The organism is Micromonospora sp. WMMD1128 (assembly GCF_027497235.1).
In the GTDB taxonomy this organism is placed as follows: Bacteria; Actinomycetota; Actinomycetes; order Mycobacteriales; family Micromonosporaceae; genus Micromonospora.
In genome coordinates this window covers 2,080,217-2,097,766 of sequence record NZ_CP114902.1, presented here as the reverse complement: position 1 = coordinate 2,097,766, position 17,550 = coordinate 2,080,217, and the positions used below count along the sequence as shown (strand labels likewise).

The 17,550-nt window shown below is 73.0% G+C and carries 14 protein-coding genes; 9 read left to right on the top strand and 5 right to left on the bottom strand.

Annotated elements, in window-relative coordinates:
• Window positions 1-17 precede the first annotated feature (17 nt).
• From O7602_RS09780 to O7602_RS09770, 3 genes are read right to left on the bottom strand one after another with little or no spacing between them, the layout of a single operon-like run.
• Window positions 18-905, bottom strand: a complete 888-nt coding sequence (locus tag O7602_RS09780; RefSeq protein ID WP_281588045.1) for an ABC transporter permease — start codon at window positions 903-905, stop codon at window positions 18-20.
• Window positions 902-2,182 carry a CoA transferase gene (locus O7602_RS09775; protein WP_281588043.1) on the bottom strand — a complete coding sequence of 427 codons (1,281 nt, stop codon included), beginning with the start codon at window positions 2,180-2,182 and terminating at the stop codon, window positions 902-904. Before O7602_RS09775 ends, O7602_RS09780 begins: the two co-directional genes overlap by 4 nt.
• Complete coding sequence (locus O7602_RS09770) at window positions 2,179-3,120, bottom strand: ABC transporter permease (RefSeq protein WP_281588041.1); 942 nt, start codon at window positions 3,118-3,120, stop codon at window positions 2,179-2,181. The genes O7602_RS09775 and O7602_RS09770 overlap by 4 nt, the downstream gene beginning before the upstream one ends.
• 198 nt (window positions 3,121-3,318) lie before the next feature.
• On the opposite strand from O7602_RS09770, the gene O7602_RS09765 reads away from it, so the two are divergent.
• Window positions 3,319-3,966: a TetR/AcrR family transcriptional regulator gene (locus tag O7602_RS09765; protein WP_281588039.1), complete on the top strand. Its 648-nt coding sequence runs from the start codon at window positions 3,319-3,321 to the stop codon at window positions 3,964-3,966.
• 3 nt (window positions 3,967-3,969) lie between these two features.
• On the opposite strand, the gene O7602_RS09760 is transcribed toward O7602_RS09765, so the two are convergent.
• Together O7602_RS09760 and O7602_RS09755 are read right to left on the bottom strand one after the other, a co-directional pair.
• On the bottom strand, window positions 3,970-6,735 hold the full coding sequence (locus tag O7602_RS09760; protein ID WP_281588038.1) for an AMP-binding protein: 2,766 nt from the start codon (window positions 6,733-6,735) through the stop codon (window positions 3,970-3,972).
• Window positions 6,736-6,740: 5 nt separating this feature from the next.
• On the bottom strand, window positions 6,741-7,904 hold the full coding sequence (locus O7602_RS09755) for an acetyl-CoA C-acyltransferase (protein WP_281588037.1): 1,164 nt from the start codon (window positions 7,902-7,904) through the stop codon (window positions 6,741-6,743).
• Between the two features lie 175 nt (window positions 7,905-8,079).
• Between O7602_RS09755 and O7602_RS09750 the strand changes: the two genes are divergently transcribed.
• Genes O7602_RS09750 through O7602_RS09715 form a run of 8 tightly spaced genes read left to right on the top strand, consistent with a single transcriptional unit; the run spans window position 8,080 to window position 17,457 of the window.
• The gene (locus O7602_RS09750; protein ID WP_281590236.1) at window positions 8,080-9,291 is read left to right on the top strand and encodes an acyl-CoA dehydrogenase family protein; all 1,212 of its coding nucleotides are present in this window, start codon (window positions 8,080-8,082) and stop codon (window positions 9,289-9,291) included.
• 43 nt (window positions 9,292-9,334) lie between these two features.
• Window positions 9,335-12,586 carry a carboxyl transferase domain-containing protein gene (locus tag O7602_RS09745; protein ID WP_281588036.1) on the top strand — a complete coding sequence of 1,084 codons (3,252 nt, stop codon included), beginning with the start codon at window positions 9,335-9,337 and terminating at the stop codon, window positions 12,584-12,586.
• A gap of 28 nt (window positions 12,587-12,614) precedes the next feature.
• The gene (locus tag O7602_RS09740; protein ID WP_281588035.1) at window positions 12,615-13,589 is read left to right on the top strand and encodes an NADPH:quinone oxidoreductase family protein; all 975 of its coding nucleotides are present in this window, start codon (window positions 12,615-12,617) and stop codon (window positions 13,587-13,589) included.
• A gap of 10 nt (window positions 13,590-13,599) precedes the next feature.
• A complete protein-coding gene (locus O7602_RS09735) occupies window positions 13,600-14,391 on the top strand; it encodes an SDR family oxidoreductase (RefSeq protein WP_281588034.1) in 792 nt (263 codons plus the stop codon).
• Window positions 14,384-15,139 (top strand): SDR family oxidoreductase, encoded by a 756-nt coding sequence (locus O7602_RS09730; protein WP_281588032.1) that lies wholly within the window; start codon window positions 14,384-14,386, stop codon window positions 15,137-15,139. Before O7602_RS09735 ends, O7602_RS09730 begins: the two co-directional genes overlap by 8 nt.
• The gene (locus O7602_RS09725; protein WP_281588031.1) at window positions 15,136-15,588 is read left to right on the top strand and encodes a MaoC family dehydratase; all 453 of its coding nucleotides are present in this window, start codon (window positions 15,136-15,138) and stop codon (window positions 15,586-15,588) included. Before O7602_RS09730 ends, O7602_RS09725 begins: the two co-directional genes overlap by 4 nt.
• Before the next feature lie 32 nt (window positions 15,589-15,620).
• Window positions 15,621-16,388, top strand: a complete 768-nt coding sequence (locus tag O7602_RS09720) for an SDR family oxidoreductase (RefSeq protein WP_281588029.1) — start codon at window positions 15,621-15,623, stop codon at window positions 16,386-16,388.
• A 1-nt stretch (window position 16,389) separates the two neighbouring features.
• A complete protein-coding gene (locus O7602_RS09715; protein WP_281588027.1) occupies window positions 16,390-17,457 on the top strand; it encodes a phosphotransferase family protein in 1,068 nt (355 codons plus the stop codon).
• The last annotated feature ends 93 nt before the right edge of the window (window positions 17,458-17,550 follow it).

The following is a 17,550-nucleotide window of genomic DNA, read 5'->3' as shown; positions in this document are numbered from 1 at the left end:
CCGGACGACGGGACGGCTCATCCGATCCGTAGGCGGTCGCGCAGGCCGTCGCCGAACTGGCTGATCGCGAACGCGGTCGCGGTGATCAGCAGGCCGGGTGCGACGGTGAGCAGAGGGTTGACGTAGAAGTCGGCGTAGGCGCGGGCCAGGTCCGGCCCCCAACTGGGCGCCGGCGGCTGCACGCCCAGGCCGAGGAAGCCGAGGGCGGCCTCGATGATCAGTGCGGTGCTGGCCAGGCCGCAGAGTTGCACGACGACCGGTCCCATCGCGTTGGGCAGCACGTGGCGCAGCGCGATCCGCCAGCCGCTCACCCCGAGCGAGCGGGCCACCAGCACGAACTCCGCCTGCCGCAGCGCCAGCACCTGGGCGCGCAGCAACCGGGCGACGATGGGCGCGAAGACGACGCCGACCGAGAGCATCGCGGTGAGCAGGCTGGGCCCGAGGGCGCCGGTGATGGCGATGGCCAACACGATGCCCGGGAAGGAGATCACGGCGTCGGCGAGGCGCATCAGGACCTCGTCGACCGGCCCGCCGAGATAGCCGGCGACGAGGCCCCAGAGGCTGCCGAAGAAGCCGGCCACCCCGACGGTGATGGCGATCCCCCGGAAGCTGGAGGCCGAGCCGTGCATCAGTCGGGACAGCACGTCGCGGCCGTTCGCGTCGGTGCCGAGCCAGTGCGCCCCGGAGGGCCCGGCGTACGGGTTCGCGGAGTCGATGGCCAGCGGGTCGTACGGCGCCAGCCAGTGCGCGAGCAGACCGGCCAGCAGGACCAGCAGCACGACGGCGCCGCCGAGCCAGAAGGCGACGGCGTGCGAGCCGCCGGCCCGCCGGGTCCGTCGGCCCGACAGCCCGGCGCGGGGCCGCAACGGCGTGGCCGCGGTGCGCGGGTCCAGCGAGGTGGTCATCGGTGTGCCTCCCGCGATCGCGCTGCCGGTCCGGCCGGCCCGGCATCGCCCAGGCTCGGCCGCTGGTGCGGGGAGATCCCGAGTTCGGCCAGGATCTCCCCGGTGTGCGCTCCGACGCGCGGCACGGCGAGCGCGTCGGGACGGTCGGTGAGGCCGACCCGCACCGGCCGGCCCGGAACCCGCACCGGGCGGCCGTCGGGGTCGTCCACGGTCAGCACCATGTCCGTGTCGGCCATGGCCGCGACCGCCTCCCCGACCGAACGCAGCGGTCCCGCCGCGACGCCCGCCGCGTGCATCGCCGCCAGCACCTCGGCGACGGTGAGCGCGGACGTCCACTCGCTGACCACCCGTTCCAGGCGGTGCCGCACCGGGCCGGTGGACTCGTCGTAGCTGACCTCGGTGCCACCCAGCACGGCCCAGAACCGCCGCCAGGCGGCGTCGCCGAGCGGAGCCAGGAACACCTGCCCGTCCCGCGCGGGAAAGACGTTCGCGAACGCGGTCTGGACCTGGTTGCCCCAGCGCCCGCGGGGGACTCCGGCGGCGGCCAGTCCGACCTCGTGGGCCAGCATGGCGGTGTACGAGTCGAGCATGCTCACGTCGGCGTAGGCGCCGACGCCCGTCACGTCGCGCTCGCGCAGGGCCATCAGCACGGCGATGGTCGCGTGGTACGCGGCCACGTGATCGGCCACGAACGCCCCGACGAACGTCGGCTCCCCGCCGGGCTGACCGGTGAGGTCGGCGATGCCGCCCATGGCCTGGATCACGCCGTCGTACGCGCCCCGCGGCGCGTCGGCCGCCCCGGCGCCGAACCCGGTGACGTGCACCATCACCAGACGCGGGTTACGGGCCCGGAGCACGTCGTAGGACCAGCCCAGCCGCTGCGGCACGCCGGCGCCGTAGTTGGTGAGCACCACGTCGGCGGTGTCGCAGAGCCGGAGCAGCGCCTCCCGGCCCGCCTCGGTCTTGAGGTCCAGACAGACGCTGCGCTTGCCGCGGTTGTGCGACGCGAAGTAGATGCTGCCGCCGTCCACCACCGGCAGGGCGTTGCGGGACATCTCCCCCGCCGGCGGCTCGACCTTGACCACGTCGGCGCCGTGGTCGGCGAGCATCTGCGCGCAGTGCGGACCGGCGATCGCGTGACCGAGTTCCACCACCCGGATGCCCGCCAACGCGCCGGGCGTGCCCTCACGGCCCTCGCTCCGCTCGGTGCGCTCGGTCATGCCGAGCCGACCGGGCATGCCCTCACGGCCCTCGCTCCGCTCGGTGCGCTCGGTCATGCCGTCACCCGCCGGTCGAGCCGGGCCAGGACCAGGTCGGCGACGAAGTTGAGCACGAGTACGAGCAGGGCCATCAGCAGCACGGCGCCCTGCAGGGTCGCGTAGTCCCGGTTGTCGACCGACGACACGATCAGGCTGCCCAGCCCGGGGATCGCGAAGACGTTCTCGACCACCACGGAGGCCCCCACCAGCGTGGCCACCAGCAGCGGCAGCAGGGTCACCACGGCGGGCGCCGCCGAGCGCAACGCGTCGCCGAGGTACACCTGCCGGGGTGCGAGGCCCATCGCCCAGGCCGTCCGGATGTGCGGGCTGTCCAGCGCCTGGCCGACCGCGCTGCGCACGTGCCGGCAGACCAGCGCGCCGGTGGCGAAGGAGAGCACCAGCACCGGGAGCACGATCGAGCGGATCGTCTGTACCCAGTCGTCGCCGAGCGGCGTGTAGCCGACGGCCGGCAGCAGGGCCAGGTCGAGGCCGATGAAGCCGGCGGCGACCGTCGCCAGCCAGAAGTCGGGCACGGCGAGGCCGATGCCGGAGACCGCGAGCACCGAGCGGCCGTCCAGGTGACGACGTCGGGCCGCCGACCACAGCCCCGCCCCGCCGCCGATCAGCAGCGCCAGCACCAGCGCCGAGACCACCACCAGCACGGTCGGTTCGAGCCGGCGGACGAGCAGGGTGTCGACCGGTTCGCGGCTGAAGTAGGAGGTGCCGAGATCGCCGCGCAGCAGGTTGCCGATCCAGGAGGCGTACTGCTCGATCAGCGGCCGGTCCAGCCCGAGCTGTCGGTTGATCTCGTCGATCGACTCCTGGGTCGATCCCGCGCCCGCGATCGCCTCGGCGGGGCCGCCCGGGACGATCTGCTGCAGCCCGAAGACCATCAGGGTGATCAGCAGCAGGGTGGGCACGAAGGTGGCCAGTCTGCGGACCAGGAAAGCGCGCATGCCGTCACCTCTCGTGCGGGGAGGCCGGTGGAACAGACCTCGTCTGCGGGTCTATTGTTGACACTGACGTCGGTGTCAGAATCATGGGGAGGACGTTAAGACCAGGAGGGACCCGGTGTCCAGGTTTTTTTATGATTCGGTTCACAGGGTCGGCCAACCCCGGCCGACCGGGCGGTACGAGATCGAATGGGGCGACGAGTGAGCGACAGGACCACCACGCCGGCGAGGCCGGACGGTGTGGCAACGCAGTCGAAGCGCTACCGCGAGCGCCGCGCCAAGCTGGTGGAGGGTGCCCACCGGGTCTTCGAACGGGACGGATTCATCGATGCCCGGATCACCGACATCGCCAAGGAGGTCGGCCTCGCGCACGGCTCGTTCTACACGTACTTCTCCTCCAAGGAGGAGATCTTCCGGGTCGTCGCGGAACAGATCCAGGCCGAGATGTTCGACGGCCACCGCAGCGGATCGGGCGACCTCACGCCGTACCAGCGGATCGAGGCCGCGAACCGCCGTTACCTGGAGTCCTACCGCCGGCACAGCCGGATCATGGCGATCATCGAGCAGGTCTCGACGTTCAACCACGACATCCACGCGATCCGCGAGTCCCGCGCCCAGCAGACCATGAGCCGGACCGAGCGGTCGATCCGCCGGCTGCAGGCCGAGGGCCTCGCCGACGCGGATCTCGACCCGCACCTGAGCGCGGTCGCCCTCACCTCGATGCTGAGCCGGTTCGCCTACCTGTGGATGGGCGCCGACGCCGGCCCGGACTACGAGTTCGACCTCGACGCCGCGGTCGACGGCCTGACCCGGTTGTGGGCCAACGCGATCGGGCTCAAGCGGGACTGACGTTCAGGTGGGACCGGCCGGTCGCACCTCCTTCGGCATCCCGAGCAGGCGCTCGGCCACGACGTTGCGCAGCACCTGGGTGGTGCCGGCGTAGATGGTCCCGGGCCGGGCGTTGTAGAAGATGTCGACCCACGACGCCGAGGTGATCGGCGCCCCGGCCGCGTCCGGTCCCCCGTAGCCCAACTCCAGCACGCGCCCGGTCGGCGTGGTGGCCTCCGGTCCGAGGATCTCCAGGGCGAGTTCGGTCACCGCCTGGTGGTGCGCGCTCCAGTGCAGCTTGAACAGGGCGGCGTCGCCCGCCGCGTCGGTCCCGGTGAGCCCGCCGCCGGCCAGTCGCCGCCCCAGCGCGTCCATCACCTCGATCCGGACGTACGCGGCCGCCAGGCCGTCGCGTACCCAGGCCCGCTCCAGCATGCCGTTCTCGCGGGCGGTACGGACCAGCCGCTCCCACTCCGCGCGGTACCGGATGGCCTGGGTGGTGGCGGACTGCCCGCGCTCGTGGCCGAGCAACGCCATGGCCACCGACCAGCCCGCGCCGACGGCGCCCACCACGTCCGCGGCCACCGCGTCGGTGAAGAACACCTCGTTGAAGTGGGAGGCGCCGGAGAGCTGCCGGATCGGGCGGACCTCGACGCCCGGCTGGTCCAGCGGCACGAGCAGGAACGTCAGGCCCCGGTGCCGCTCGGCGCGGATCCCGGTGCGGGCCAGCACGAAGATCCAGGACGCCAGGTGCGCGTTCGAGGTCCAGATCTTCTGCCCGGTGAGCCGCCAGCGTCCGTCCGCGCCGCGCACCGCACGCGTCTGCACCGCGGCCAGGTCGGATCCGGCTTCCGGCTCGGAGAAGCCCTGGCACCACACGTCCGTGCCGTCGAGGATCCGCGGCAGGTAATGGGCCCGCTGCTCGGGCGTGCCGACGGCGAGCAGCGTGTTGCCCAGCATGTCGATGCCGAACGGGTCGTTGCCGCTGCCGCTCGGCACGCCGGCACGGGCGAACTCCTCCTGGAGCACCACCTGCCGAGCCGGATCCAGGCCGAGCCCACCGTGCTCGACCGGCCAGCCGGGGGCGAGCAGTCGGTGCCGGGCCAGCACCGTGCGCCACCGCGCGATCCAGGGGTGCAGGTCGTCGTCGCCGAGCGCCCCGAGGCCGCGCCAGCCGGGCGGCAGCTCCCGGTCCAGCAGCGCGCGCACGGCGGCCCGGAACTCCTGCGGCTCGCGGGCGGTCTCCAGACCGCGGCCGGGCAGGTACCGCTCCCGCAGGCGGTTCTTGGCGAGCTTGCCGGTGGGCAGCCTCGGCAGGGCCTCCACCACGAACATCGACCGCGGAATCTTGTGCCGGGCCAGTCGCCCGGCCAGGTGATCGCGCAACCCGGCCACCAGCTCGTCCCGGTCGGCCGCCGGGTCGACCGGCTGGACCACCGCCACGACCTGCTCGCCCAACTCCTCGTCCGGGACGCCGAACACGGCGACGTCGACCACCGGCTCGTAGCCGAGCACCGCGTTCTCGATCTCCTGCGGCGAGATGTTGACGCCGCCGGAGACGATCAGGTAGTCCCGCCGGTCGGTGAGGTAGAGGTAGCCCTCGTCGTCGAGATGGCCGATGTCGCCGAGCGTGGACCAGCCCGGACGCGCCGGGTGCCGGGCCGCCGAGCTGTCTGCCCCGCCGACGTACTCGAACTCGGACCGGCCGCCCTCGGACTCGAAGTACACCAACCCGTCCTGACCCGGCGGAAGCTCGTCGCCCTCGGGATCGCAGATGTGCACGCGACAGCCGGCGATCGCCCGACCCACCGAGCCGGGGTGCGTCAGCCACTCCGGCGAGTCGATGAAGGTGGTGCCGTTGTCCTCGCTGCCGGCGTAGTACTCCAGCAGGATCGGCCCCAACCAGTCGATCATCCGGCGCTTGACGTCGACGGCGCACGGTCCGGCGCCGTGGATCACCACGGAGAGCGAGTCGAGCACGGCGGTCCGACGCCGCTCGGCGGGCAGCCGCAGCAGCCGGACGAACATCGTGGGCACCATCAGCACGTGCGTGATGGCGTACCGCTCGATCGCGTCCAGCGCCCCGGCGGCGTCGAACTTGCGCATCAGCACGACGGTGCCGCCGGCCGCCGTGACGGTGCTGGCGAACGACAGTGGCGCGGCGTGGTAGAGCGGGGCGGGGGTGAGGAAGACCGAGCCGTCGGTGAACCGCCACAACTCACGCAGCCAGCGCAGGAAGTGCGGGTGCCCCTCCTGAACGGTGCGCCCGGACAGCTCGCGCCGGACGCCCTTGGGCCGTCCGGTGCTGCCGGAGCTGTAGACCATCGCCACGCCCAGCGGCTCGTGCTCCAGCGGCTCGGCCGACGACCCGGCGAGTGTCCCGGCGTAGTCGTCGAAGCCCGTTAGCGGGCCACCGACCGCCAGCCTGAGCACTGGACCCGGCACGGCGGCGAGCGAGCCCGCGGCCGGCGCCGCCGCGTCCACCACCAGGGCTTTGGCCTGGCAGCTGCCGACGATCCAGGACGCCTCCTCGGCGGTCAGCGACGTGCCGACCGGGGTGAGGAGGAGCCCGGAGCGCATCGCGGCCCAGTACACCTCCAGGAAGCTGAGGTGGTTCGCCATCATCAGGGCGACGTGGTCGCCGGGGCGCAGGCCGGCGTCCCACATGGCGCGGGCCAGGCGGCGGGAGGCGTCGTCGAGCTGGCCGTAGGTCAGGGTCTCGCCGGTCTCGGCGATGACGACGGCCGGCCGGTCCGGACACCTGAGCGCGTGAGCCGTGGGGTAGGTCATCGCGGTCACGCCAGCCGCTCGACAGCCATGGCCATCCCCTGTCCGCCGCCGACGCACATCGTCTCGACCCCGACCGTACCGCCGGTGGCCGCCAGGCCGTTCAGCAGCGTGGTCATGATCCGGGCGCCGGTCATACCGAAGGGGTGACCGAGCGCGATCGCGCCGCCGTGCGGGTTGAGCTGGTCCGCGACGGAGATCTTCAGGGTGTCCGCGACCGCCAGCACCTGCGCCGCGAACGCCTCGTTGAGCTCCAGCACGTCGACGTCTCCGATGGCCAGGCCGGTGCGGTCGAGCACCCGGCGCACCGCCTCGATCGGGCCGACCCCCATGATCTCCGGTGCCAGGCCGGTGACCGCGAAGCCCATGATCCGCGCCAGGGGTTCGATCCCCAGGTTGCGGGCGCGCTCGGCGGACATCACCACGACCGCCGCCGCCCCGTCGTTGAGCGGGCAGGAGTTGCCCGCGGTGACCCGCCCGTCGGCCCGGAACGGGGTGGGCAGGCCGGCCAGCACGTCGAGGTCGACGTTGGCGCGCGGGCAGTCGTCCTGCGCCACGACGGTGCCGTCAGCCAGTGGGTACGGGCTGATCTCCCGGGCGAAGAAGCCCTGGTCGCGGGCGGCGACCGCGCGGTCCTGGGAGAGCTTGGCATACTCGTCCATCCGGGCGCGGGAGATGTCGAAGCGCTCGGCCACGTTCTCGGCCGTGCGCCCCATGGTGATGTAGGCGTCCGGCAACGGGTCGACGCCGAACCGGGGGTTCATCGCCGCGTCGTCGATGTGGGCGCTGGGGGTACGGGAGACGCTCTCGACGCCGCCGGCCACGTAGACGTCGCCCTCGCCGACCATGATCGCGTTGGCCGCGATCCGGATGGCGTCAAGCGACGAGGCGCAGCCCCGGCTGACGGTGGTTCCGGTGACGGTGTCGGGCAGCCCGGCGAGCAGCGCCGCCAACCGGCCGATGTTCAGGCCCTGCTCCCCCGCCGGGTTCGCGGTGCCGACGATGACGTCGCCGATCTGGTCGGGGGTGACCGCCGGGACCTGCTCCAGGGCCCGCGCGATCGCGAAACCGGCCAGGTCGTCCGGCCGCGCCTGGCGAAGCGACCCCTTGTACGCACGACCGATGGGCGTCCGTGCGGTGGCCACGATGACTGCTTCCCGGGCTGGCGCCACGTCGTCTCCTTCGTCCTGGCGAGATCCGCGGACGGACCCGTCCAATTTCTTGACGCCGACGTCGACGTCGGATCTAATTTGAGCACCGTCACCGGGCCGACGCAACCACCCGGATCGCCAGCGACCCGGACCCACCTCCACTTCCGGCCGGTCCGATCGACCCTTGGAGCTCCCCATGGACTTCGCCTACTCGCCGACCTCCGCCGCGCTGCGCCAGACCCTGCAGACGTTCATGGACGAGTGCGTCTATCCGGCCGAGCCGGTGTACCAGCGACAGCTCGCGGACAGCGGTGACCCGCACTTCTTCCCTCCGGTGATGGAGGAGCTGAAGCGCGAGGCACGCGCCCGCGGACTCTGGAACCTGTTCCTGCCGCACAAGACCCAGTGGACCGAGGGGCTGTCCAACCTCGACTACGCGCCACTGGCCGAGATCCTGGGCCGCTCGCACATCGCGTCGCAGGCGTTGAACTGCTCCGCCCCGGACACCGGGAACATGGAACTGCTCACCATGTTCGGCACCGACGAGCAGAAGGAGCGATGGCTCCACCCGCTGCTGGAGGGCGAGATCCGGTCCTGCTTCGCGATGACCGAGCCGGCCGTGGCCAGCTCCGACGCCCGCAACATCCAGTGCTCGATCGTCCGCGACGGCGACGAGTACGTCATCAACGGGCACAAGTGGTGGATCTCCGGCGCCGGTGACGCCCGCTGCCGGCTCGCCATCGTGATGGGCAAGACCGACCCGGACGGCCCCACCTACCGGCAGCAGAGCATGGTCCTCGTGCCGCTCGACACCCCCGGCGTCACCATCGTCCGCAGCCTCACCGTGCTGGGCTACCAGGACCAGGAGGGGCACTGCGAGATCACGTTCGACAACGTCCGGGTGCCGGCGACCAACCTGCTGGGCGAGGAGGGCGGCGGCTTCGCGATCGCGCAGGCGCGACTCGGCCCGGGTCGGATCCACCACTGCATGCGGTCGATCGGGGCGGCCGAGCGTGCCCTGGAGCTGCTCTGCCAGCGGGTGACGTCCCGGGTGGCCTTCGGCGGCCCGCTGTCCGAGCAGGGTCAGATCCAGCGGTGGATCGCCGACGCGCGGATCGAGATCGACCAGGCGCGGCTGTACACGCTCTACACCGCCTGGCTGATGGACACCCAGGGCAACAAGGCCGCCCGGACCCAGATCTCCGGCATCAAGGTCATCGCGCCGAACGTCGCGCTCCGCGTGCTCGACTACGCCATCCAGTCGTACGGCGCCGCCGGGCTCGGACCGGACACCCCGCTGGCCAGCATGTACGCCCACCAGCGCACCCTGCGGTTCGCCGACGGCCCGGACGAGGTGCACCGGCGCTCGATCGCCCGCGCGGAACTGCGGGCGCAGACGTCGGCCTGAGCGGCACGATGGCGACGGACGTGACGAGGCGGAGGAGCTGACCGTGGGGACCTACCCGGACCGCGTGCTGGTGGCCAACCGGGGCGAGGTGGCCGTTCGCGTACTACGGACGCTCGCCGACCTCGCCGTGCCGTCGGTGGCCGTGTACGCCGCCGACGACGAGCGCTGCCTGCACGTACGCCGGGCGGACCGGGCCGTGCCGCTGCCCGGCGCCGGGGTCGCCGCGTACCTCGACCAGAGCGCGCTGATCGAGGCCGCCCAGTCGGTCGGGGCCACCGCCCTGCACCCCGGCTGGGGGTTTCTCAGCGAGAACGCCGACTTCGCGAGCCGCTGCGCCGACGCCGGGCTGACGTTCGTCGGTCCGGCCCCACAGGTGCTGCGGGTGCTCGGCGACAAGACCGCGGCCCGCGCGGCGGCGGAGTCCGCCGGCCTCCCCGTCGTGCCGGCTACCGGGCCGGCCACCCCGCCGGAGGCGATGGAGTTCCTGGCCGCCGCACCGGAGGGCATCATGCTCAAGGCGGTGGCCGGGGGCGGCGGGCGCGGGATGCGGCCGGTCACCGACCCGGCGGAGTTGGCCGCCGCGTTCGAGCGCTGCCGGTCCGAGGCGCTCGGCGCGTTCGGCGACGGCACCCTGTACGCCGAGCGGCTGCTCACCGGCCGCCGGCACATCGAGGTCCAGATCGTCGGCGACGGCACCGGAGCGGCCACCGCCCTCGGCGACCGGGACTGCAGCCTCCAGCGCCGCCGGCAGAAGGTGGTGGAGCTGGCCCCGGCGCCCGCGCTGGCCCCGCAGCTACGCGCAGCCCTGCACCACGCGGCGGTACGCCTGGCCGCCGGTCTCCGCTACCGCGGGGTCGGCACGGTCGAGTTCCTCGTCGGCGCCGACGACTTCGTCTTCCTGGAGGCCAACCCGCGGTTGCAGGTGGAGCACACCGTGACCGAGCAGGTGTTCGGCGTCGATCTCGTGGAGATCCAGCTGCGCCTGGCGGCCGGCGCGGACCTCGCCGCGGTCGGACTGGCCGGTCCCGCGCCCGAACCGGCCGGAACGGCGATCCAGCTACGCGTGACCACGGAGACGGTCCGCGCCGACGGCGGCAGCCTGCCCGCCACCGGCGTCCTCACCGCCTTCGACCCGCCCGCCGGCCGGGGCGTACGCACCGACACCCACGGCTACGCCGGCTACCGCGTCGGCGCCGGGTACGACTCGATGCTGGCCAAGGTGGTCGTGCACGAACCCGGTGGCGACCCGGCCGTCCTGCGGCGCAGGGCGTCCCGGGCGCTCGCGGAGTTCCGCGTCGAGGGGGTGGACACGAACCTCGGCGTCCTGGCGCGGCTGCTGGCGCACCCGGAGGCGACCGACGGCAGCGCCACCACCGCCTTCCTCGACGAGCACGCCGCCGAACTGGCCGCCGCGCCGGACGTCGAGCCGCTGTGGTTCCCCGGCGTCGACGTCGACCCGCTCGCCGCCGCCGAGCCGGAACCGGACGACGGCACGCTCGCCGTCCGGACCCCGATGGAGGCCACGGTCATCGCGGTTCCCGCCGGCGAGGGCGACCGGGTGACCGCGACGTCGGTCCTCGTCGTGCTCGAGGCGATGAAGATGGAACACCAGGTCGAGGCCGGCGTCAGCGGCGTGGTGGACCGGCTGCCGGTCACCGTCGGCCAGACCGTGCGGGCCGGCACGCTGCTCGCCTCGCTGGTGGTCGCCGACGCCACCGCCACGACGGAGGAGACCGCCGCCGAGTCCGACCCCGACCTGATCCGCCCCGACCTGCGGCGCGTCCTGGACCGGCAGCGCAAGACCCGCGACGAGGCGCGGCCGGACGCGGTGGCGAAGCGGCACGACCGCGGGCACCGCACCGCCCGGGAGAACCTGGCCGACCTCTGCGACCCCGGCAGCTTCACCGAGTACGGCTCGCTGGTCCTGGCCGGCCAGCGGGCCCGGCGCAGCCTCGACGACCTGATCGACCGGACGCCCGCCGACGGCCTGGTGGCCGGCGTCGGACAGATCAACCGCACCGGCTGCGTGGTGATGGCCTACGACTACACCGTGCTGGCGGGCACCCAGGGCTACAACGGGCACCGCAAGAAGGACCGCCTCTTCGAACTGGCCGAACGCCACCGGTGGCCGGTCGTCATGTTCGCCGAGGGCGGCGGGGGCCGGCCGGGCGACACCGAGAACCCGGGGGTGGCGAACCTGGACACCCGGGCGTTCGCGCTGCTCGCCCGGCTCAGCGGGCTGGTGCCGACGGTGTCGGTGGTGACCGGCAGGTGCTTCGCCGGCAACGCGGCCCTGGTCGCGTGCAGCGACTTCATCGTCGCCACCCCGGACGCCAACATCGGGATGGCCGGGCCGGCGATGATCGAGGGCGGCGGCCTCGGCGTGTACCGGCCGGAGGAGATCGGCCCGACCTCCGTGCACGCCGCCAACGGCGTGGTCGACCTGGTGGTCCCCGACGACGCGGCGGCGGTGCGGGCCACCCGCCGGTACCTCTCCTACTTCCAGGGCCGGACCGCGGACTGGGAGGCGCCGGACCAGCGTCCGCTGCGACACGCGGTGCCGGAGAACCGACGGCGTACCTACGACGTCCGCGCCGTGCTCGACACGCTTGCCGACCGGGACTCGGTGCTGGAGCTGCGGCGCGAGCACGGCGTCGGAATGATCACCGCGCTGGTCCGGATCGCGGGCCGCCCGGTGGGGCTCATCGCCAACAACCCGCGCCACCTCGGCGGTGCGATCGACGCCGAGGGCGGCAGCAAGGCGGCCCGGTTCATGGAGTTGTGCGACGCGTTCGACCTGCCGATCGTCTCGCTCTGCGACACACCTGGCTTCATGGTCGGCCCGGCCGCCGAGGAGAGCGCCCAGGTGCGGCACTTCGGTCGGATGTTCCTGGCCGGGGCCAGCCTGACCGTGCCGATGGTCACCGTGGTGCTGCGCAAGGGGTACGGGTTGGGCGCGCAGGCCATGGCCCGAGGCGGCTTCTACGAGCCGGAGCTGACGCTGTCCTGGCCCACCGGCGAGTTCGGCGGCATGGGCCTGGAGGGCGCGGTCCGGCTCGGCTTCCGTAAGGAACTGGACGCGGTCACCGACCCCGGCGAACGCGAGGCGCTCTACCAGCGGCTGGTGGCGCAGATGTACGAGCGCGGCAGTGCCCTGAACATCGCGAGCGTCTTCGAGGTGGACGACGTGATCGACCCGGCGCAGACTCGGGCCCGGATCACCGGGGTGCTGGACGCGGCTCCGCCGCCCGCACCCCGGGCCGGGAAGAAGCGACCCCTGGTACCGGCCTGGTGACCGGGCCGGGAAGAGAAGGAGGAGTCGGATGAAGGCGTGGCAGGTGACCCGGCTGGGCGAGCCCGTGGACGTCCTGGAGTGGACCGACGTGCCGGTGCCCCCGGCACCCGACGGGGCCCTTCGGGTCGCGGTCGAGGCGGTGGCCCTGAACTTCCCCGACGTCCTGCTCTGCCGAGGCGAATACCAGGACAAGCCGGAACTGCCGTTCACCCCCGGCGCGGAGGTGTGCGGGCGTGTCGTGGACGGGCCGCGGGCCGGCGAACGGGTGCTTGCCGCGCCCGAACTGCCCCACGGCGGGCTCGCCGAAGAGGTGGTCGTCGCGCCGCACCGGGTGTTCGCGATCCCGGACGACCTGCCCGCCGAGAAGGCGGCGTCGATGCTGATCACCTACCAGACCGGGTACGTCGGCCTGCACACCCGCGCCCGTCTGGAGGCCGGCGAGTGGCTCCTGGTGCACGCCGGCGCCGGCGGCGTGGGGTCCGCGGCGATCCAGATCGGCAAGGCGGCGGGCGCCCGGGTGATCGCCACGGCGGGCGGGCCGGACAAGGTACGGGTCTGCCGGGACCTCGGCGCGGACGTGGTCGTCGACTACCTGGCCGAGGACTTCGTGCCGGTGGTCAAGGAGGTCACCGGCGGGGCCGGCGCCGACGTCGTCTACGACTCGGTCGGCGGCGACGTCTTCGACAAGAGCCGCAGGTGCGTCGCCTTCGAGGGCCGGATCGTGGTGGTCGGCTTCGCCGGCGGCCGGATCGCCCAGGCCCCGACGAACCACGCTTTGATCAAGAACTACAGCGTGGTCGGCCTCTACTGGGGGCTGTACCACGTCAAGAAGCCAGACGTGATCGCCCGGACCCACGAACGGCTGATCGAGCTGTGGCGCAAGGGCCTGGTCGACCCGCTGGTCAGCGAGGTGCTCCCGATGAGCGCCGCCCCGTCCGCCCTGGCCAGCCTCGGCGACCGCCGCACCGTCGGCAAGGTCGTGCTGGTCAACAACCCCTCCTGAGGACGTACGCATGAGTGAACAGGATCTGGTCCGCGACCGGTGCGTGGTGGTCACCGGCGGCGGCAACGGTATCGGTCGGGCGATCGCCCGGAAAGTGGCCGCCCAGGGCGCCCGCGTCGTCGTCGGCGACCTGGACACGGACGCGGCCGCACGGGTCGCGGCCGAGGTCGGCGGCGTGGCGGTGGGCGGGGACGCCTCGACCGACGAGGGCGTCGCGCGGTTGCTGAGCGCCGCCGGCCACGTCGACATCTTCTTCGCCAACGCCGGATCCGGCGTGGGGAAGGGCATCGAGACACCAGACGCCGACTGGCACACCGCGCTCGAGGTCAACGTCATGGCCCACGTCCGCGCGGCCCGCGCGCTGATCCCCGGCTGGCTGGAGTCCGGCGGTGGTCGATTCGTGGTGACCGCCTCCGCGGCGGGACTGCTCACCATGCTCGGCAGCGCGCCGTACTCGGTGTCGAAACACGCGGCCGTCGCGTTCGCGGAGTGGCTGGCGGTCACCTACGGGCATCGCGGCGTCACCGTGCAGGCGATCTGCCCGCAGGGGGTACGGACGAAGATGCTCGACGACTCGGGCGAGTTCCGGGACCTGCTCAGCCACGACGCGGCGCTGGAGCCCGAGCAGGTCGCCGAGGTGGTCTGGGAGGCGTTGCACGACGACCGGTTCCTCATCCTCCCGCACCCCGAGGTGCAGCGGTACTACGAGACCCGGGCGGGCCGCACCGACGCCTGGCTGGCCGGCATGCGCAAACTCCAGAAGCGGTTCGACGACGCGGAAACGGTGGTCCGGAATGACTGAGCGCAAGGTGGCCGTGGTCACCGGAGCGGCACGTGGCATCGGGGCGGCCGTGGCCGCCCGGCTCGGCGCGGACGGCTACGCGGTGGCCGTCTGGGACCTCGACGCCGAGGGCTGCGAGCGGACGGTGGCCGACCTGGGCGAGCGGGGCGTCCCGGCGTGCCCGGTGGTCGCGGACGTGTCCGACGAGACCGCCGTCGAGGCCGGTGTCGAGCAGGTCGCGCAGCGGCTGGGCCCGCCGGCGGCGCTCGTGAACAACGCCGGCGTCCTGCGCGACAACCTGCTGTTCAAGATGTCGACCGCGGACTGGGACACCGTCCTCGGGGTGCACGCCCGGGGCGCCTTCCTGATGAGCCGGGCGGTCCAGGCGCACATGGTCCGGCAGCGGTGGGGGCGGATCGTCTCGCTCTCCAGCACCTCGGCGTACGGCAACCGTGGCCAGGTGAACTATTCGGCGGCGAAGGCGGCGTTGCAGGGGTTGACCAAGACACTCGCCATCGAACTCGGCCCGTTCGGGATCACCGCGAACGCGGTCGCGCCGGGCTTCGTGCAGACCGAGATGACCGCCGCCACCGCCCGCCGGATCGGCCGCCCGTTCGACGAGCTGATCGCCGACGCCGCCGCCGGGATCCCGGTGCGCCGGGTGGGACAGCCGCAGGACGTCGCCGAAGCGGTCTCGTTCTTCCTGGGCGAGCGGGCCGGCTACATCAGCGGTCAGGTGCTCGACGTGGCGGGTGGGCCGCAGGGATGAGGGTCTTCACCGGCATCGACGAGCTGCGCGCGGCCGTCGGCGAGCACCTGGGTCACAGCGACTGGCACCTCGTCACCCAGCGGCAGGTCGACACGTTCGCCGAGGCCACCGGCGACCACCAGTGGATCCACGTGGACGCGGAACGGGCCGCCGCCGGGCCCTTCGGCACCACCATCGCGCACGGCTTCCTCACCCTGTCGCTGATCCCCACCCTGGTCGCGCAGGTCTATCGGGTGGACGGGATGAGCATGGGCGTGAACTACGGCTCGGACCGGCTGCGGTTCCCCGCCCCCGTCCCCGTCGGCTCGCGGATCCGCGCCGGGGTCACCCTCACCGGGGTACGCGAGGCCCGCCGGGGCTTCCAGGTCACCTCGGACATCCAGATCGATCTGGAGACGGGCGGACCGCCGGCGTGCGTGGTCGCCGCCGTCTCCCTGCTCGTCCCCTGATCCGGCGGGCCCGAAGAACAAGGAGCGATCGCGTGCAGGATTCTTTCGAGGGCCGGACCGCAGTGGTCACCGGCGCGTCGCGCGGCATCGGTCTCGCGGTCGCCCGCCACTGGCACGACCGGGGCGGGAACGTGGTGCTCACCGCCCGTACCGCCGAGGCCGCCGAGGCCGCCGCCGCCACGCTCGGCGATCGGGCGTTCGGCTTCGGCGCGCACGTCACCTCCGAGGAGCGGGCCCGAGCCTGCCTGGAGGCCACCCTGGCGCGCTTCGGACGGATCGACGTGCTGGTGAACAACGCCGGGACCAACCCGGCCTTCGGGCCGCTGGTCGAGCAGGACCACGGTCGTTTCACCAAACTGGTGGACGTCAACCTGTGGGGTCCACTGCTGTGGACCTCGCTGGCCTGGCGGCTGTGGATGCGCGACAACGGGGGCGCGATCGTCAACGTGGCGTCGTTGGGTGGGCTGTCGGTGAGCCCCGATCTCGGCCTCTACCACGTCTCCAAGGCGGCGCTGATCCACCTGACCCGGCAGATGGCCCTGGAGCTGGCACCCGGCGTGCGGGTCAACGCCGTCGCGCCCGGCGTGGTCCGGACCCGCCTGGCCGAGGCGCTGTGGAAGGAGAACGAGACCGGCGTGAACGCGGCGACCCCGCTCGGGCGGATCGGTGAACCCCACGACGTGGCGGAGCTGGTGGCGTTCCTGGCCTCCGGCGCGGCGTCCTGGATCACCGGGGAGACGGTCCTCGTCGACGGTGGACAACTGCTCACCGGCACCGCCGTCGAGCCGGTCGGTGCCTGAGATGGCGCTTGATGTCACCGCGCTCGGGCACTGGCTGCGGCAGGCGGGACAGGAAGTCGTCGAGCCGCTGACCGCGAACCGGATCGGCCTCGGCCAGTCCAACCTGACCTATCTGCTGACCGATGCGGCAGGCTGGCGCGGGGTGGCCCGCCGCCCGCCACTCGGACACCTGCTCGCCTCGGCACACGACGTCGCCCGCGAGCATCGCATCCTGACCGCCCTGGACCGGACCGGCGTACCGGTCCCCGGCGTGTTGGGCCTGTGCCGCGACGACCGGGTCGCGGACGTTCCGGTGCTGGTCGTCAAGCACGTCGACGGCCTCGTGGTGGACCGGGTGGAGACCGCCGAGGCGATGGCCCCCGACCTGCGCCGCGCCGTCGGCCTGGAACTGGGCCGGGTCCTCGCCGACCTGCACGCCGTCGACCCGGCCGAGGTCGGGCTGGACGACCTGGCCAGCCACGCCCCGTACGCGCAGCGGCAGTTGCGGCGGTGGTCCCGGCAGTGGGCCGAGAGCCGCACCCGTGAGCTGCCCGAGTTGGAGAAGCTGACCGACCTGCTCCGGGACCGGGTCCCCGAGCCCGGTGACCTGGTGCTCGTGCACGGCGACTTCCACCTGGTCAACCTGATCGTGGATCCCTCCTCCGGCACCGTCCGCGCGGTGCTGGACTGGGAACTCTCCACGCTCGGCGACCCGCTGGCCGACCTCGGCAGCCTGTTGGCGTACTGGCAGGAGCCGGACGACCCGCCGCTGGGCCTGTTCAACGCCTCCCGCCTGCCCGGCTTCCCGTCCCGCGCCGAGATCACCGCGGTCTACGCCGAACGCTCCGGCCGGGACCTGACGGCACTTCCCTTCTGGCACGTGCTCGGCCTGTGGAAGGTCGCCATCATCCTGGAGGGCGTGTACCGCCGCGCGCTCGACACACCCGCGAACGCCGCGCGACCCGGCACCCTGCCGGACCGCGACGTCGTCGACCGTCTCGTCGCCCAGGCCTGGTCCGTCGCGCACGAAACCGGCCTCGACCGTGCGGCGGGCACGGGAACCTCCCCCGGTCCGGGAATCCGCCGGTAACGCAACGATCGGGGCCGCGCCCACGGCAGACCGGCGGACGGCGGTGGTGTGCCGCGCCCGCGCACAGGCGCCGCGCGGCGACGTGTCGCTGGT

Bases quoted from the DNA above. Each gene is read 5' to 3' on its own strand.
- O7602_RS09780 (WP_281588045.1), bottom strand. From the start codon at position 905: ATGACCACCTCGCTGGACCCGCGCACCGCGGCCACGCCGTTGCGGCCC.
- O7602_RS09775 (WP_281588043.1), bottom strand. From the start codon at position 2,182: ATGACCGAGCGCACCGAGCGGAGCGAGGGCCGTGAGGGCATGCCCGGT.
- O7602_RS09770 (WP_281588041.1), bottom strand. From the start codon at position 3,120: ATGCGCGCTTTCCTGGTCCGCAGACTGGCCACCTTCGTGCCCACCCTG.
- O7602_RS09760 (WP_281588038.1), bottom strand. From the start codon at position 6,735: ATGACCTACCCCACGGCTCACGCGCTCAGGTGTCCGGACCGGCCGGCC.
- O7602_RS09750 (WP_281590236.1), top strand. From the start codon at position 8,080: ATGGACTTCGCCTACTCGCCGACCTCCGCCGCGCTGCGCCAGACCCTG.
- O7602_RS09740 (WP_281588035.1), top strand. From the start codon at position 12,615: ATGAAGGCGTGGCAGGTGACCCGGCTGGGCGAGCCCGTGGACGTCCTG.
- O7602_RS09735 (WP_281588034.1), top strand. From the start codon at position 13,600: ATGAGTGAACAGGATCTGGTCCGCGACCGGTGCGTGGTGGTCACCGGC.
- O7602_RS09730 (WP_281588032.1), top strand. From the start codon at position 14,384: ATGACTGAGCGCAAGGTGGCCGTGGTCACCGGAGCGGCACGTGGCATC.
- O7602_RS09725 (WP_281588031.1), top strand. From the start codon at position 15,136: ATGAGGGTCTTCACCGGCATCGACGAGCTGCGCGCGGCCGTCGGCGAG.
- O7602_RS09715 (WP_281588027.1), top strand. From the start codon at position 16,390: ATGGCGCTTGATGTCACCGCGCTCGGGCACTGGCTGCGGCAGGCGGGA.